The sequence below is a fragment of the Streptomyces caeni genome, assembly GCF_042678285.1.
Lineage (GTDB): Bacteria > Actinomycetota > Actinomycetes > Streptomycetales > Streptomycetaceae > Streptomyces > Streptomyces caeni.
Map to the genome: position 1 here is coordinate 35,509 of NZ_JBHUDX010000031.1, position 16,259 is coordinate 51,767.

A 16,259-nucleotide genomic window follows, 5' to 3' on the forward strand; every position below is an offset into this window, starting at 1 on the left:
AGGGGGCCGGACGGCCGCCCCGCCCGGGAACTGCCCGGCACTCCCGGCGGCCACCGCGAACGACCAGGATCCGAGGGGAGCGCGGCCGCGCGCGACAGGCGAGAGGACCGTCGATGACCATGCGGATCGTGCGGTTCCTGCGCACCCCCGAGTACGACGCGCTGTTCTCCGGGGACCCGGCCTGGGTGACCGAGTCGATCGGCGGTATCGGCACCGACGGCCGGCCGCCGGTCACCCGCACCTCCTTCCGCTTCCTGCAGACCCTCCACAACCTCGGCCCCGCCCCCGAACCCAACCTGACGGTCCTGTGGTCGCCCCGGCTGCCCGCCGGCTTCAAGGAGTTCTGCGCCCGCGTCTCCATCGGCACCAGCGCCGTCCAGTACGAGCCCGACGACCGCGTGGACGCCCTCGCCGCCGGGCTCGTCGAGTCCTTCATGGCCGAGGTGTGCCGGCATCCGGCCTACCGCGACGCCGAGCACACCCAGCCGGTGCTGACCATCACCTCGAACGTCGTCCACGGCAGGCACACCGGCAACACCCCCGACGGCCGCCGCGCCGGGCAGCCCTTCGCGCCCGGCGCGAACCCGACGAACGGCCGGGACCGGCACGGCGTGGCCGTGTCCGCGCTCTCGGTGGCCAAGCTGCCGTACGAACAGGCCCGCGAGAAGTACGAGGCGCTCGGGCTCCCCTTCCCGCTGCGGGACACACCGGTACCGGACCCCCGGTCGACTCAGCGCGTCCTGAAGCGGTTCCGGGCGCACGGCGTGCCGGCCCACTGACCGGGACGCACGGCGTGCGGCCTACCGGGCGCCGCACCAGGCGCGGTACGCGTCCACGGCGGTCGGCAGCGTCGGAAAGATCCGGTCCGCGCCGACGGAGTCCGTGAGTCCGTAGGCACGCAGGTCGCCGAGGAGGTCCTGCTTGACGCGGGCGAGGGCGAAGACGACGCCGCGCCGGGCGAGTTCGCGGCGCACCTCGTCGACCGCGTCGAGCGCGGTGATGTCGACCTCCACGTTCGCCTCCATGTTGAGCAGGAACCAGCGGACCGGCTCGTGCTGCTCGTCGACCGCGGCCAGCGCCCGGCGGCGGAAGTCCTCGGCGTTGGCGAAGAAGAGCGGAGAGTCGTACCGATAGACCAGCAGACCCGGGACGGTGCGGGCCTGCGGGTAGTCGTCGATGTCGTGCATCCCGGCCACCCCCGGCACGATCCCCTCGACGGCGTCGTGCGGGCGGGCCACCCGCGTCAGCAGCTCCGCCACCGACAGGCCGACGGCCACCAGCACCCCATAGAGGAGTCCCAGGGCAAGGACGCCCGCCAGACAGCCGAAGGCCAGCAGCAGTTCCCTCCTGCGGAACGACGCCAGACGCCGAAAGCCAGCGAGGTCGACCAGGCGGAGGGCGGCGTAGACGACGAGCGCGCCCAGGACGGCGGAGGGCGTACGGGTCATCAGCGGGCTCACGAAGAGCAGCACGGCCAGCACCGCCGCGCCCGCGACGAGGGCGTACGCCTGACTGCGGGCGCCTGTTGAGGAGGCGAGCGCGGTGCGGCTGGCACTGCTGCTGACCGGGAAGCCGTGCACGGCGCCCGCGCCGAGATTGGCCGCTCCCAGGGCGAGGAACTCCTGGTTGGCCCGGAGCCCGGGGCCGTCGTCGTCCCGGCGGGCGAACGCCCGGGCGGTGAGGATGAAGTCGCTGTAGGCGACGAGGAGTACGCCGAGGGCGGGGAGCACCAGACGCGGCAGCTCGGCCGGGTCCGGAACGGCCAGGCGGGGCAGCCCGGACGGCACGCGCCCGATCACCTTGATGCCGTACCGGTCGTCGAGGCCGAGGGCCACCACGGCCACCGTACCGAGGACCACGGCGAGCAGCGGGCCCGGAACGCGGGGGACGAACCGCGCCGTCAGGAGCAGGAAGGCGAGCGCCACGGCGGACAGGGCGACCGTCGCCGGACGGATGTCGCCCAGATGGCCCGCGAAGGACCGGAGCTGAGGGAGGAACTCGGAGCCGGTCGTCTCGACGCCGGTGACCTTGGGCAGCTGATCGATGATCATGATCACTGCCACACCGGCCAGGTAGCCGATCAGGACCGGACGGGAGAGCAGGTCCGCGACGAAGCCGAGCCGTACCGCCCACGCGCCCAGGCACAACAGCCCGACGGTGACCGCGAGGGCGGCCGCCAGCGTGGCGTACCGGCCGGGATCCCCCGCGGCCAGCGGGCCGACCACGGTCGCCGTCATCAGCGCGGTCGTGGACTCCGGGCCGACCGACAGCAGACGCGACGAGCCGAGCAGCGCGTACAGGGCGAGACCCGGCAGGATCGCCCAGAGCCCCGCGACCGGGGGCAGACCGGCCACGCCCGCGTACGCCATGACCTGCGGCACGAGGTAGGCGGCCACCGTGATACCGGCCAGCACGTCCCCCCTCAGCCATGAGCGGCGGTAGCCGACTAGGGGGTGTTTCGGAAGTCCTGTGCGGTGCCCGCGGTGTCCGGTGCGTGCTCTCGGCGTGCCGGACGAAAGCCCCCGTACTGGACGTACTTGGGGTTTCGGCCGGTGCGGCGAGTGGGGGTGCCCCCTGCTCGAAGAGCTTGGGGGAGCGTGCCGGGCGCCGTGGGTGCTGTGCGGGACTTTCGAAACACCCCCTGGGGCGGCGACCCCTGGCGCCAGCCGTCGCAGCCACCCCACGCCCCGCTTCTGCGAGTTCTTCGGCATCGGCCTCCTTCCCCGTGGTGGTCCAAGGATCCACGGCATCACCCCCGACCGGCGAGGGGCCGGTCGGTCCCCGTGCGCCACCACCTGCGCCGTCGGGCTGGCCGGCGCCCGGCCGGGCCGCCAACTGGTCCCGGGTAAGGGGCCGTTCAGCCCGGAGTTCGCGGACCTTCGGCACCCGGCGGGACGGGGCGCCGCGCGGACACAGTGAGGGTGTCAGGCACCGACCGGACCATCCCCGAAGGGATCACCATCATGGCTGTGCACGAGAACCCTCACGGGAGCGCGGGATTCCACCTGCCGTCGTTCCGCAGGCACCGGACCGCCTCCGCCTCCGAGCCCGCCGTCTCGGCTCGGACCGACGCGCACACCGCGCGGGCCTACGCCTTCGCGTCGCTGCGCCTGCTCACCGGATTCGTCTTCCTGTGGGCGTTCCTCGACAAGACCTTCGGCTTCGGCTACGCCACCCCCTCCGGCAAGGGGTGGATCGACGGCGGCTCGCCGACCAAGGGATTCCTCAGCGGTGTGGCCGCCGGGCCGATGGAGTCCACCTTCCACTCGTGGGCCGGGGACACCTGGGCCGACTGGCTGTTCATGGCCGGACTGCTCGGTGTCGGGCTCGCCCTGGTCGGCGGCTTCGCGCTTCGGATTGCGGCCGTCGCCGGGACCGCGATGATGGCTCTCATGTGGATCGCCGAGTGGCCGCCCGCCCGGCACCTCTCGGACGGTTCGCTGAGCATGTCGGCCAACCCGTTCGCGGACTACCACGTGATCTACGCGGTCGTCCTGATCACGCTGGCCGCGGTCTCCGCCGGCGACACCCTCGGCCTCGGCCGGCTGTGGGCCCGGCTGCCGTTCGTCCGTGACCACGGCTGGCTCCGCTGACCCGCCCCGGGGCGGCGGAACCGCCCGGCAGTCCGCCGGGCCGGCCGGCTCCAGGAGCAGGCCGGCCCCGGGCGGATGCCCTGGGCGCTCTGCTGCCCGCCCCCGTCCCCCGCACGATGCCGCGTGCACGAGCACGCAGAAAACGGATACCCGGCCCCCGGGATCCCCGACCCAGGAGGTAAAGATCATGCCCCGCTTCGTCACCGTGGGTCTCGACGGTTCGGCAGAGAGCCGGGCCGCGGCCGAGTGGGCGGCCCGCGAGGCGAACCTGCGTGGCCTGCCGCTGAAGCTGGTCCACGTCTGGGAGCCCGTGCCCGGAGCCATGGCGGAGGCGCCGCTGCTGGGCGACGAGACGCACGAGCACTGGACCGGGCGGATCCCCCGCGACGCCGCCGGAGGACTCCGCCGCCGCCACCCCGGCCTCGACGTGACCACCGAGCAGGTCAGCGGAGGCCCCGCCGAGGTGCTGGCCGGGCTGACGCAGGACACCGAACTGCTCGTCCTGGGCACCCGCGGACTGGGCGGGATCGGCGGCTTCATGGTCGGCTCGGTCTCCCTGGCCGTCGTGGCCCACGCCATGCGGCCGGTGGTGCTGGTCCGCGCCGGGGAACAGGCGGCCGACGAGCACGAGACGGACCCCGCCGGCGTCCCGTCCGCCGCGGCGCCGTTCCGGCCCGTGGTCCTCGGACTCGACACCGACAGCCCCGACGACACGGTGATCGCCTTCGCCTTCGAGGAGGCCGCCCGCCGCGCCACCTCCGTGCACGTCGTGCACGGCTGGAGCGTGCCGTCGTACTACACCTACAGCCTTGCCGCCGGCGTGGACCTGCGCGACGAGCTCTCCGGCCAGCAGGCCGCCGCCCTCACCGAGGTGCTGCGCCCCTGGCGGCAGAAGTACCCGTCCGTCGAGGTGGTCGAGGAGTCCCGGTTCGGCAGTGCCGGAGACCTCCTGGCGGAGGCCTCCCGCGAGGCGTCGCTCGTCGTCGTCGGCCGGCGCTTCCGCCGCAATCCGCTGGGCACCCACATCGGGTCCGTCACCCACGCGGTGATGCACCACGCCGTCGTTCCCGTCGCCGTCGTCCCGCACGACTGACCGCATCCGAGGAGGACCATCATGAAGGCAGCGGTCGTACGGGCCCTCGGTGAACCCCTGGTCATCGAGGAGCGCCCCGACCCGGAACCCGGCCCGGGCCAGGTCCGCATCCGCGTCGAGGCGTCCGGGCTGTGCCACACCGACATCCACGCGGCGCACGGCGACTGGCCGGTGCGGCCGAGTCCGCCGTTCGTGCCCGGCCACGAGGGCGTCGGTCTCGTCGAGGAGCTCGGCGAGGGCGTCACCCATCTGGCGGTCGGACAGCGCGTGGCCGTGCCGTGGCTGGGCTGGGCCTGCGGGCGGTGCGAGCACTGCCTGTCCGGGTGGGAGACCCTGTGCGAGCAGCAGATCAACACCGGATACGACTGCGACGGCGGCCACGCCGAGAAGATGCTGGCCTGGGCCGACTTCGCCCAGCCCGTACCGCAGGGCATCACGGCGCTGGACGCCGCGCCGCTGACGTGCGCCGGCGTGACCACGTACAAGGCCCTCAAGGTCGCCGGTGTCCGGCCCGCCCAGCTGGTCGCGATCTCCGGTGTCGGCGGCCTCGGCCATCTGGCACTGCAGTACGCGAGGATCGCCGGAGCGCGGGTCGCGGCGATCGACGTCACCGACGAGAAGCTCCGACTCGCCGCCGAGCTGGGCGCCGACCTCGTCATCGACGCCCGCAAGGAAGATGTCGGGGAGGTCCTCAAGCGTCACGGCGGCGCGCACGCCGCGCTCGCGCTGGCGGTGAACGAGGCCGCCTTCTCGGCGCTGAACTCGGGGCTGCGCCGTGGCGGCAAACTCGTCATGGTCGCCCTTCCCGCCCACGGCACCATGCCGGTCCCGATCTTCGACACCGTCCTGAACGGCACCTCGGTGATCGGCTCCATCGTGGGTACCCGACAGGACCTGGCGGAGGTGTTCCAGCTGCACGCGGCCGGGCGCACCAGGGTCATCCGCGAGACCCGGCCGCTCGCTTCGGTCAACGAATCCATCGAGGACGTGCTCGGCGGCCGGGTCAGGGCCCGCATCGTCTTCGACCTCGCAACGGAAGGGTGACGACGATGCGACTCCCCCTGGTCGTGGGCGTCGACGGCTCCGAGCCGAGCCTGCGGGCGGTCGACTGGGCGGCCGACGAGGCCGCCCTGCGCGGGCTGCCGCTGCGCCTGGTGTACGCGTCGCTGTGGGAGCGCTACGAGGGCGCCGTTCCGGGCCGGCACACCGGTGAGGCCGAGGAGCAGATGAAGGCCGAGGACATCGTCGGGACCGCCGAGCGGCGTGCGCGCCTGCGCCGGGCCGGCATCGAGGTCTCCACCGGAATCCTGGCCGAGGAACCGGAGTACGCCCTGCTGAGGGAGGCACGGCAGGCCGCCGCGCTGGTGGTGGGCAGCCGCGGCCGCGGCCCCGTCGCCGAACTGCTCCTCGGCTCCGTCGGCCTCACGGCCGCCGCCCACGCGGACTGCCCCGTGATCGTGGTGCGCGGCGGCCACGACGGCCCGGCCCCGGCCGGGCCCCGGGGCCGCATCGTGGTCGGCGTGGGCGAGCACCCGGGGGACTCGGCCGCCGTACGGTTCGCCGCCGAGGAGGCGCACAGGCGCCACGCGTCCCTGGAGGCCGTACGAGCCTGGCGGTGCCCCGCCCACGAGACCAGCGACCATCCGCAGCTTGCGGGTGAACCCGCCCGCCTGCACGAACAGCGGGCGGTGCAGACACTGGACGCGGCGCTGCGGGACGTCCCGCCGGACGTGGACCTGCACCGCCGTACGGTCGAGGGTCCGGCCCGCACGATCTTGCTGGACGCCTCCGCCGACGCGGACCTGCTGGTCGTGGGCGCACGGCGCCGCCCCGGGCACGTCGGGCTCCAGCTGGGCCGGGTCGCCCATGGAGTGCTGCACCACGCGGCGTGCCCCGTTGCCGTCGTCCCTCAGCGAGAATGACGGGGGCGCCTGTATCTCCCGCGCGGCGTGCCCGCCGCGCTCCGCCACCGATGACCACCGTCGACGACCAGTGGAGTCACCGATGCCCAAGGCCCCCGAACACCGGCACAGCACCGCACCGAGCGACGAGGAACTGCGCACGCTGGACGCCCACTGGCGGGCAGCCAACTACCTGTCGGCGGGCCAGATCTATCTGATGGCCAACCCGCTGCTGACCGAGCCCCTCAGGCCCGAGCACATCAAGCCGCGGCTGCTGGGCCACTGGGGGACCTCGCCCGGGCTCAACCTCGTGTACACCCACCTCAACCGCGTCATCAAGGCGCGCGGCCTCGACGCGCTGTGCATCTGGGGACCGGGCCACGGCGGTCCGTCCGTGCTCGCCAACTCCTGGCTGGAGGGCAGCTACGGCGAGACCTATCCGGACGTGACGCGGGACGCGGCGGGTATGGAGAAGCTGTTCAGGCAGTTCTCGTTCCCCGGCGGCGTACCCAGCCATGTCGCGCCCGAGGTGCCCGGCTCGATCCACGAGGGGGGCGAACTCGGTTACTCGCTCGCCCACGCCTACGGAGCCGCCTTCGACAACCCCGACCTGCTGGTCGCCTGCGTGATCGGGGACGGCGAGGCGGAGACCGGTCCCCTGGCCGCCTCCTGGCACTCCAACAAGTTCCTCGACCCGGTCCACGACGGTGCGGTGCTGCCGATCCTCCACCTCAACGGCTACAAGATCGCCAACCCGACCGTGCTGTCCCGTCTCCCGGAGCCCGAACTCGACGCGCTGCTGCGGGGGTACGGCCACGAGCCGATCCATGTCACCGGCGACGACCCGATGACGGTGCACCGCGCCCTGGCCGAGGCGTTCGACGACGCGCTGGACCGCATCGCCCTGATGCAGCGCACGGCGCGCCAGGAGGGCGTCACACAGCGGCCGCACTGGCCGGTGATCGTGCTGCGCACCCCCAAGGGCTGGACCGGGCCGGCCGAGGTCGACGGCGAACCGGTCGAGGGCACCTGGCGCGCCCACCAGGTCCCGCTGGCCGGCGTGCGTGAAAACCCCGCGCACCTGAGGCAGTTGGAGGAATGGCTCACGTCGTACCGGCCCGAGGAGCTGTTCGGCACCGACGGCCGCCCGAGCGCCGACGTGCTGGCCTGCGTACCCGACGGCGACCGGCGGCTGGGCGCCACCCCGTACGCCAACGGCGGGCTGCTCGTCCGCGATCTGCCGATCCCGTCCCTGGACGCGTTCGCGGTGCCCGTCGACAAGCCGGGCGCCACCCTCCACGAACCCACCCGGATCCTCGGCGGCCTGCTCGAACAGATCATGAAGGACACCGCCGACCGGCGGGACTTCCGCCTGGTCGGCCCGGACGAGACCGCCTCGAACCGGCTGCAGGCGGTGTTCGACGCCAGCGGCAAGGCGTGGCAGGCCGAGAGGCTGCCGGTGGACGAACACCTCGACCGGCACGGCCGGGTGGTGGAGATCCTCTCCGAACACCTCTGCCAGGGCTGGCTGGAGGGCTACCTCCTGACCGGCCGGCACGGACTGTTCTCCTGCTACGAGGCGTTCGTGCACATCGTCGACTCGATGGTCAACCAGCACATCAAGTGGCTCAGGACGTCCCGGCGGCTGCCCTGGCGCGCCCCCATCGCCTCCCTCAACTACCTGCTCACCTCGCACGTATGGCGCCAGGACCACAACGGCTTCTCCCACCAGGACCCCGGCTTCGTCGACCACGTCCTCAACAAGAGCCCCGAGGTCGTCCGCGTCTATATGCCGCCGGACGCCAACACGCTGCTGTCCGTGGCGGACCACGCCCTGCGCAGCCGGGACTACGTCAACGTGATCGTGGCGGGCAAGCAGCCCTGCTTCGACTGGCTGTCCATGGACCAGGCCCGTGTGCACTGCGCGCGCGGCGCCGGGATCTGGGAGTGGGCCGGAACCGAGAACGGCGGCGAGCCGGACGTGGTCCTCGCCTGCGCCGGTGACGTGCCGACGCAGGAGGTGCTGGCCGCCGCGCAACTGCTGCGCCGGCACCTGCCGCAGCTCGCGGTCCGGGTGGTCAACGTCGTCGACATGACGCGGCTGCTGCCCAAGGAGGAGCACCCGCACGGCATGACCGACTTCGAGTACGACGGCCTCTTCACCACCGACAAGCCGGTGATCTTCGCGTACCACGGCTACCCGTGGCTGATCCACCGCCTCGCCTACCGTCGCACCGGCCACAAGAACCTGCACGTGCGCGGCTACAAGGAGGCCGGCACCACGACCACGCCGTTCGACATGGTGGTGCGCAACGACCTGGACCGCTACCGCCTGGTCATGGACGTCATCGACCGCGTGCCCGGACTGGCGGTCCGCGCCGCCGCCGTACGCCAGCACATGGCCGACGCCCGCACCCGCCACCACGCCTGGATCCGCGAGCACGGCACGGACATGCCCGAGGTCGCGGAATGGACCTGGGCCTGACGGGCGCGCTCCGCACCGCCGGCCCGCCGGCCGGCCGGGGCCGTTCGTGGGGAACCGCTACAGCTTGAGGCTGAACCACGTCGTCTTCCCGTCGTCGGTGGGCCGCACCCCCCAGTCGGCCGCGAGGGCACGCACCAGGAACAGTCCGCGGCCGGACTCGTCGTCCTCGGCCGCGAGGCGCGGCCGGGGCAGGTGGGGGCTGCGGTCGCTGACCTCGACGGTGAGGTCGGTGTCCGTGCGGCACACATGCATCCCGATCGGGCCCTGGGCGTGCCGCACGGCGTTGGTGAGCACCTCGGAGAGCAGCAGCCGCGCGTCGTCCGCCGTCTTCGCGCAGCCCCACGTCGCGAGCGTCCGGTCGAGGAAGGCGCGACCCGTCGGCACCGACTCCGGCGCGGAGGGCAGGTCCGTGGTGGCCGAGGCCAGCGGGGCCGCGGGCAACCGCGTCAGCAGGAGGGTGACGTCGTCGTGGCCGTCCGCGTCGGGCAGCATGGCGGCCAGGACGTGGTCGGCGGCGGCCTCCAGATCGGGGGCCGCGGTGGCCAGCCTGCCCAGCGTCGCGACGAGCCGGGCGAGCTGGTCCTCGATGTCGGTGCCCGGCGTCTCGATCAGACCGTCCGTGTAGAGCACGAGGGTCGCGCCCCGCGGGATCGTGGTGCAGCACTGCTCGTGCAGCACGCCCCCGACACCGAGGGGCGCGTTCACCGGGGCGGGCAGTGTGCGCGCCTCCTCACCCGGGACGGCGACGAGGACCGGCAGATGCCCGGCGGAGCAGATGGTCACCTCTCCCGTGTCCGCGGCGATCACCAGGTAGCAGCAGGTGACCAGCTGGTCGGGGGCGTCGAGGTCGGCGACGACGCTGTCCAGGGCCTGCATCAACTGGCGGGGCTGCAGCCCGGTCTTGGCCAGCGCGTGCGCGGCGGACCGGAGCTGGCCCATGACGGCCGCGGCCTCCAGCCCGCGGCCCATCACATCGCCGATCAGCACCCCGACCCGGCCCGCGCCGAGCGGAATCAGGTCGAACCAGTCGCCGCCGACGCCGGCGCCCTGGGTCGCCGGCCGGTAGCGGCTGGCGGTGGGCAGGCCGGGGATGGCGGGCGGGGTGCCCATGAGACTGCGCTGCAGGGTGAGGGCGATGTGCCGCTGCTGCTCGTACAGCTCCGTCAGCTCCGCCTCGGCGCGCTTGCGGTCGCCGATGTCGCGCACGATCGCGCACGCCCCCTGGACCGCGCCGTCCGGGGCACGGGTGGGCCACAGGGTGACGTCGACGTCGAGCAGACCACCGGAGCGGGTGACCCGCAGCGTCTCGAAGTGCTCGACCTTCTCGCCCCGGCGCAGCCGCTCCAGCAGCGTGACGATCTCGTCCTGCCGCTCCGGCGGCGCCAGCACCGACATGTGCCGTCCCAGGATCTCGGCCGCGGTGTACCCGTACAACCGCTGGGCGGCCGCGTTCCAGTAGGTGATGCGTCCGTCGAGGGTCTTGGCGAGGATGGCGTCCTGCGAGGACTCGACCAGCGCGGCGAGCTCGTTGATCCTCGCCTCGGCGGCCTTGCGTTCGCTGACGTCGCGCACGGCGGCGGAGACCAGGAGGCCGTCGGCGGTCTCCAGGGGGCTGAGGCTGATCTCGACGGGGAACTCGGTGCCGTCCTTGCGCAGCCCGTACAGATCCAGCCCGGCGCCCATGGGGCGGACCTGACGGTTGTGGGCGTAGGCGCCGCGGTGCGCGGTGTGGTGGCTGCGGAAGCGGCCGGGGACGAGGAGTTCGACGGGCCGGCCGAGGAGCTCGTCGCGGTGGTAGCCGAAGAGCGCCTCGGTCTGGGCGTTGACGAGCCGGATGGTCCCGGTGTCGTCGACGATCACCATGGCGTCCGGCGCGGCCTCCAGCAGCCCGCGGAACCTCTCCTCGGCGGCCGCCGGGCCGCCCGCCCGGTGGTGCGCACCGCACCGGCACGTCTCCTGCCCCACCACGTCGGTGGGGCGGGACACGGACGCTTCGGCCAAGTCGCTCATTTCCCTACCCGTCCCCAGGCTCACCATGAGTCGGCCATCTCAGCGCAAACCGAACAGCTCCGCGGGCGTATGTCGCTTAGTGGCCTACAACGGTCGAACCTGTCCGCCGGAGGCCGCCCGTGTGACCGCTCCGGGTCCGCGTCCGCCCGCTCGGCGGTGTGCGGCGGGGCATGCCGGACGACCGGCGGCTTTAGGGCCGACCGGCCCCCCACCCGCCCCGGACAGCCCATGGGATCAGTGCGCGGTCCGCTGGATGCTCGACATGTACAGGTTGGGAGGAGAACCGCGATGGCGCACGACGTGCTCAACCGCCCCACGGTCCACGCCCTGCTCGCGGACGGCACCACGGTGTGCATCCGCCCCGTGGCGCCGGGCGACCACGAGCAGTTGCAGCGGTTCTACGAGGAGATGTCCCCGGAGAACCTCCGGATGCGGTTCTTCGCGGTGAACCGGCGCTCCGGTGCCCTGGCCGCCGAACGGGCGTGCAACCCCCCGCACGCCGGCTACGGCGCGCTGCTGGCCGAGCGCCACGGCCGGGTGATCGGCCTCGCCGAGTACGACACGGGCGGCGAGCCGGACGGCGCCGAGATCTCCATCGCGGTCGCCGACGGGCTGCACCACCGCGGCGTCGGCACCCTGCTCGTCGAGCATCTGATCGCGGCCGCCCGCGCGGCGGGCATCACCACCTTCCAGGCCGACGCGCTCAGCGAGAACCGCGAGGTGCTGCGGCTCTTCACCGACCTGGGCCTGCGGATGGTGCGCCGTTTCGAGGGCCCCGAAGTCCGCTGGACCTTCGCACTCGACGAGAACGACGCCTATCTGTCCGCCGTGGAGGAGCGCGGCCGGGCCGCCGACGTGGCCAGCCTGGAGCCGCTGCTGAGGCCGGAGGTGGTCGCCGTCGTCGGCGCGGGACGAAAGCCCGGATCGGTGGGGCGGGCCATCCTGCACCACCTGCACGCGGGCGGCTTCACCCGCCGCCTCTTCGCCGTGAACCCCAGCGTCTCCTCGGTCCTCGGCGTCCCCTGCCACCCCTCCGTCAGCGCCCTGCCCAAGACCCCCGACCTCGTGGTCGTCGCCGTGCCCGCCGCGGCGGTCCCCGCCACCGCCGAGGAGTGCGGCAAGGCGGGCGTGCGGGCACTGCTCGTCGTCACGGCCGGCCTCGACAGCGCCCAGGCAGAGGCGCTGATGACGGCGTGCCGCACCTACGGCATGCGGCTGGTGGGGCCCAACTGCCTCGGCATCTCCAACACCGACCCGGCGCTGCGGCTGGACGCCACGTTCGCCGCCGGCCACCCGCGCCCCGGGACCGCGGGCGTCGCCGTGCAGTCCGGCGGCGTGGGCATCGCCCTGCTCGACGGACTGTCCCGGCTCGGCATCGGAGTCTCGTCATTCGTGTCCCTCGGGGACAAGTACGACGTCAGCGGCAACGACATGCTCCAGTGGTGGGAGAGCGACGGGCGCACCGATCTCGCCCTGCTGCACCTGGAGTCCTTCGGCAACCCGCGGGCGTTCTCCCGCACCGCGCGCCGAGTGACCCGGCGTATGCCCCTGCTGACCGTGGACGCGGGCCGCACCGAGGCGGGCCGCCGCGCCGCCGCGTCGCACACCGCGGCGGCCGCGACCCTCACCGTGACCCGGCAGGCGCTGTTCACCCAGGCCGGGGTCACCGCCACCCGCTCGATCGCCGAACTCCTCGCGACCGCGGCCCTGATGCGCTCCCAGCCGCTCCCGGCGGGCCCGCGCGTGGCGATCGTCACCAACGCGGGCGGCGCCGGTGTCCTGGCGGCCGACGCCTGCGCCGAGGCGGGACTCGACCTGCCCCCGTTCACGTCCGAGGTGAAGGACGACCTGCTCGCCCTGCTGCCCGACGGGGCCTGCGCGGGCAACCCGGTCGACGCCGGCGCCGCCGTCACGGAGGAGCAGCTGAGGGCGTGCGTGGACCGGCTGATGCGGTACCCGGGCATCGACGCCGTCCTGGTGGCCCTCGTTCCGACGGCGGTCGCCGCCGCGACCGGGGACGTCCTGGTCCGGGCCGTCACCGGCGGCCCCGCACACCGGGCCCGCACGCTCGTCGCGGTACGCCTCGAACAGGACCTGCCGGTGAAGCTGCTGCCCGTCACGGGCGGCGGCACCCTGCCCTCGTACGCCGAACCCCAGGCGGCGGCGCGCGCGTTGGCCCACGCGGCCCGCCGCGCGTCCTGGCTCGCCCGGCCCGTCGGCACCGTCCCCGCCCTCCGGGGGATCGAGACGGAGCGCGCCCTGGAGGTCGCCGACGCCTATCTCGCCGCACACCCCGACGGCGGCTGGCTCGACCCCCGCACCTGCGCCGACCTCCTGGCCTGCTACGGCATACCGCAGCTCCCCTGGGCCTGGGCCGAGACCGAGGACGACGCCGTCGGCGCGGCCGAGCGGCTGCGCGGCCCCGACGGCCGGGTCGTCATGAAGGCCCACTGGCCGGGCCTGGTGCACAAGACCGAGCAGGGCGCGGTCCATCTCGACCTGCGGGGCGACGCCCAGGTGCGCGCCGCCTTCCAGGACCTGAGGACGCGGTTCGCCGGCCTGATGGACGGCGTGGTCGTGCAGCCGCTCGCCGCACGCGGCACCGAGCTGTTCGCCGGCGTGGTCCAGGACGAGGTCTTCGGCCCGCTCGTGCTGTTCGGACTCGGCGGCACCGCCACCGAGGTGCTCGCCGACCACGCGGCCCGGCTCGCCCCGCTGACCGACAACGACGTCCACGACCTGATCACGGGCCCGCGCTGCGCCCCGCTGCTGTTCGGCGCCCACGGCGCCGCGCCCGTCGAACTCGAGGACCTTCAGCAGCTGCTGCTGCGCCTGTCCCGCATGGCGAGCGATCTGCCGCAGCTCGCCGAGGTCGACTTCAACCCCGTTCTCGCGGCACCGGGCGCGGTGACCGTGCTCGACGCACGCGTACGCCTGCTGCCGCGCCGCCCCCAGGATCCCCATCTGCGCCGACTCCGCTGAGGAGGGAACAGTGATGAAGCACAACAAGGTCGGCTCCGTGATGACCACGGACGTCGTCCGTGCCCGGTACGGCACCCCGTTCAAGGAGGTTGCACATCTGCTGGCCGACAACCGGATCAGCGGACTGCCCGTCGTGGACGAGGACGAGAAGGTCATCGGCGTGATCTCCGAGACCGACCTCATGGCCCGTCAGGCGGAGGCACCCGACCCCTACGGGCCCAAGGGCGGCTTTCGCCTGCGCGGGCTGACGCCCAGGGCCCGGAAGCAGGCCGCGAAGGCCGGGGCCCGCACCGCCGGCCAGCTGATGACCGAGCCCCCCGTCACCGTGCACGCCGAGGAGACCATCGCCGAGGCCGCCCGGACCATGGCGCAGCGACGCGTGGAGCGCCTGCCGGTGCTGGACGAGGAGGACCGCCTCGTCGGCATCGTCACCCGCCGCGACCTGCTCCAGGTCTTTCTGCGGCCGGACGCGGACATCCGCGAGGAGGTGACCGGGGAAGTCCTGGTGCGCACGCTGTGGCTGGCACCGCGGGCCGTCGACGTCTCCGTGACGGAGGGTGTGGTCACCCTCACCGGGCACATGGAGCGCAAGAGCGACGCGGAGATCGCCGTCTCCATGACGAAGCAGATCGACGGCGTGGTCGCCGTGGTCGACCAGCTCACCTACCGGCTGGACGACTCCCGGCTGCACCCCGACGAACCGCGCCTGCACGGAGTGGCCGACGACTGGCTGCGCAGGCTGTGAGAGGGGGACGGACCGCCATGCCCGACACGGTGCTGGTCGCCTACGGAACGACGAACGGATCCACGGCCCGGATAGCCGAGGCCGTCGCCGACGCCCTCCGCAGGGGCGGGATCACCGCCGAGGCTCTGCCCGCCGCCTCCGTGGCGAGCGTGGCGCCGTACGGCGCGGTGGTGGTCGGGGGCGCTCTGTACAAGGGGCGCTGGCACCGGGACGCCCGGCGGTTCGTCCACCGCCACCGCGGGGACCTCGCGCGGCGCCCGCTGTGGTTCTTCAGCAGCGGGCCGCTCGACTCCTCGGCCTCGGAGCGGGACATCCCGCCCGTGCCGGGGGTGCGGCGGGCCATGGCGCGGCTGGACACCCGGGAGCACAGGACCTTCGGGGGGTGCCTCGAAGAGGGCGCGACGGGCCGTGTGGCCCGGATGATGCTGAACTCCGGGATGGCCGGGGACTTCCGTGACTTCCCCCGGATCCACGAGTGGGCGGTGCGGATCGCCGGGGAACTCGTCAGCCGGAGGGAAGGGACCGGCTGACGAGCGCACGGAATCCCGGTGCCCCGCACGGCGGGCACCGGGATTCCGTGCGCCGCACCGGGGCCCCGCCCGGGTGCGCGGCCCGCTACGACGGCACCACCGCGACGGGGCCTCGGCCTTCTCCAGCAGCTCCCGTACGACGGCCCCCGGCACCCCGCCCGACCGCCGCCCGGCCACGACCAGCGCGCCGGCGGCGGAGTTGTGGACCAGCGCCTGTGCCGGGCTGAACAGGAGGACGCCCTCGCGCACCCGCACCCGCACCTGCGGGTACTTCTCACGCCACGGCCGCATCACGTCGGCCGGCAGTTACACCTCGTGGTCCTCCCAGGTGGCACGGTCCTCCTCCGGTACCGATCCTGTGGACTGAGCAGGAATGAGTCCGCTCAGCCGCACGCCCCGAACGGTCTTGGGCGCTCCCCCACCGCCTGGAGGGCGTGGGAGGTACCCCCAGGTCTCCGGCGTACTCGGCCCCGGGGCAGCGACACGGATCCTGTCCGTGGTCCGATCCCGGGAGGCCGGTTCCCCCACGACCTGGCCATGTGGGCAGAGCCAGAGGCGACGGGGAGGCCCCGAACCATCACTCCGGTGGAGCGGGGCCCCGCACGCTGGCACCCTGCCCGGCGTCCCAGATCGCCACCGTAAGCCCGAACGGCCCAGGACGCCGCAGGCCAGGAAGCCGACGATCACACGATCGGGCTAAATCGCCCTTGTGCACGCTCCCCGCCAAGCAGTCGGCAACCCCGAAGGGCAGCCCGGCGGTCCGGTCGGACACCGCCCCGCCTTCGCCCTCCGGCCGGTCGACACAGGCAACGACCACGTGGTTCACGGCGATCCGCCTTCCCGGCTACCGGGGAGGGCCCCGTTCCTCCCCGGCCCCCACCCTGGCGTCCGCGACCCGCCGCGCGCAGGGGCCGAACGGC

9 protein-coding genes and 2 pseudogenes are annotated in these 16,259 nt (G+C 73.6%); 9 read left to right on the forward strand and 2 right to left on the reverse strand.

The annotated features are described in order from the left end of the window. Positions 1 to 119 precede the first annotated feature (119 nt). Positions 120 to 665, forward strand: a pseudogene (locus ACFSL4_RS13820) (pyruvate formate lyase family protein); the annotation flags it as partial. Between the two features lie 135 nt (positions 666 to 800). On the opposite strand, the pseudogene ACFSL4_RS13825 reads toward ACFSL4_RS13820, so the two are convergent. Continuing rightward, positions 801 to 2,450, reverse strand: a pseudogene (locus ACFSL4_RS13825) (SulP family inorganic anion transporter); the annotation flags it as partial. Positions 2,451 to 2,963: 513 nt separating this feature from the next. On the opposite strand from ACFSL4_RS13825, the gene ACFSL4_RS13830 reads away from it, so the two are divergent. The 5 genes from ACFSL4_RS13830 to ACFSL4_RS13850 all read left to right on the forward strand — a co-directional run bounded on the left by ACFSL4_RS13830 (position 2,964) and on the right by ACFSL4_RS13850 (position 9,072). Further along, a complete protein-coding gene (locus ACFSL4_RS13830; RefSeq protein ID WP_381082216.1) occupies positions 2,964 to 3,593 on the forward strand; it encodes a hypothetical protein in 630 nt (209 codons plus the stop codon). Positions 3,594 to 3,780: 187 nt separating this feature from the next. Further along, positions 3,781 to 4,686, forward strand: coding sequence for a universal stress protein (locus ACFSL4_RS13835; RefSeq protein ID WP_381082218.1), 906 nt, complete (start codon positions 3,781 to 3,783; stop codon positions 4,684 to 4,686). A 21-nt stretch (positions 4,687 to 4,707) separates the two neighbouring features. Then, positions 4,708 to 5,730, forward strand: coding sequence for a zinc-dependent alcohol dehydrogenase (locus ACFSL4_RS13840; protein ID WP_381082220.1), 1,023 nt, complete (start codon positions 4,708 to 4,710; stop codon positions 5,728 to 5,730). A 5-nt stretch (positions 5,731 to 5,735) separates the two neighbouring features. After that, a complete protein-coding gene (locus tag ACFSL4_RS13845) occupies positions 5,736 to 6,608 on the forward strand; it encodes a universal stress protein (RefSeq protein ID WP_381082222.1) in 873 nt (290 codons plus the stop codon). Between the two features lie 82 nt (positions 6,609 to 6,690). Continuing rightward, the gene (locus tag ACFSL4_RS13850) at positions 6,691 to 9,072 is read left to right on the forward strand and encodes a phosphoketolase family protein (protein ID WP_381082224.1); all 2,382 of its coding nucleotides are present in this window, start codon (positions 6,691 to 6,693) and stop codon (positions 9,070 to 9,072) included. Between the two features lie 57 nt (positions 9,073 to 9,129). Here the strand turns inward: ACFSL4_RS13850 and ACFSL4_RS13855 are convergent, their stop codons facing one another. Next, the gene (locus ACFSL4_RS13855) at positions 9,130 to 11,082 is read right to left on the reverse strand and encodes a PAS domain S-box protein (RefSeq protein ID WP_381082226.1); all 1,953 of its coding nucleotides are present in this window, start codon (positions 11,080 to 11,082) and stop codon (positions 9,130 to 9,132) included. Positions 11,083 to 11,370: 288 nt separating this feature from the next. On the opposite strand from ACFSL4_RS13855, the gene ACFSL4_RS13860 reads away from it, so the two are divergent. The 3 genes from ACFSL4_RS13860 to ACFSL4_RS13870 are packed head-to-tail and all read left to right on the forward strand — an operon-like array spanning position 11,371 to position 15,339. Next, complete coding sequence (locus tag ACFSL4_RS13860) at positions 11,371 to 14,064, forward strand: bifunctional acetate--CoA ligase family protein/GNAT family N-acetyltransferase (RefSeq protein WP_381082228.1); 2,694 nt, start codon at positions 11,371 to 11,373, stop codon at positions 14,062 to 14,064. Positions 14,065 to 14,077: 13 nt separating this feature from the next. Further along, positions 14,078 to 14,809, forward strand: a complete 732-nt coding sequence (locus ACFSL4_RS13865; protein ID WP_381082230.1) for a CBS domain-containing protein — start codon at positions 14,078 to 14,080, stop codon at positions 14,807 to 14,809. 17 nt (positions 14,810 to 14,826) lie between these two features. Beyond that, positions 14,827 to 15,339, forward strand: a complete 513-nt coding sequence (locus ACFSL4_RS13870) for a flavodoxin domain-containing protein (RefSeq protein ID WP_381082232.1) — start codon at positions 14,827 to 14,829, stop codon at positions 15,337 to 15,339. The last annotated feature ends 920 nt before the right edge of the window (positions 15,340 to 16,259 follow it).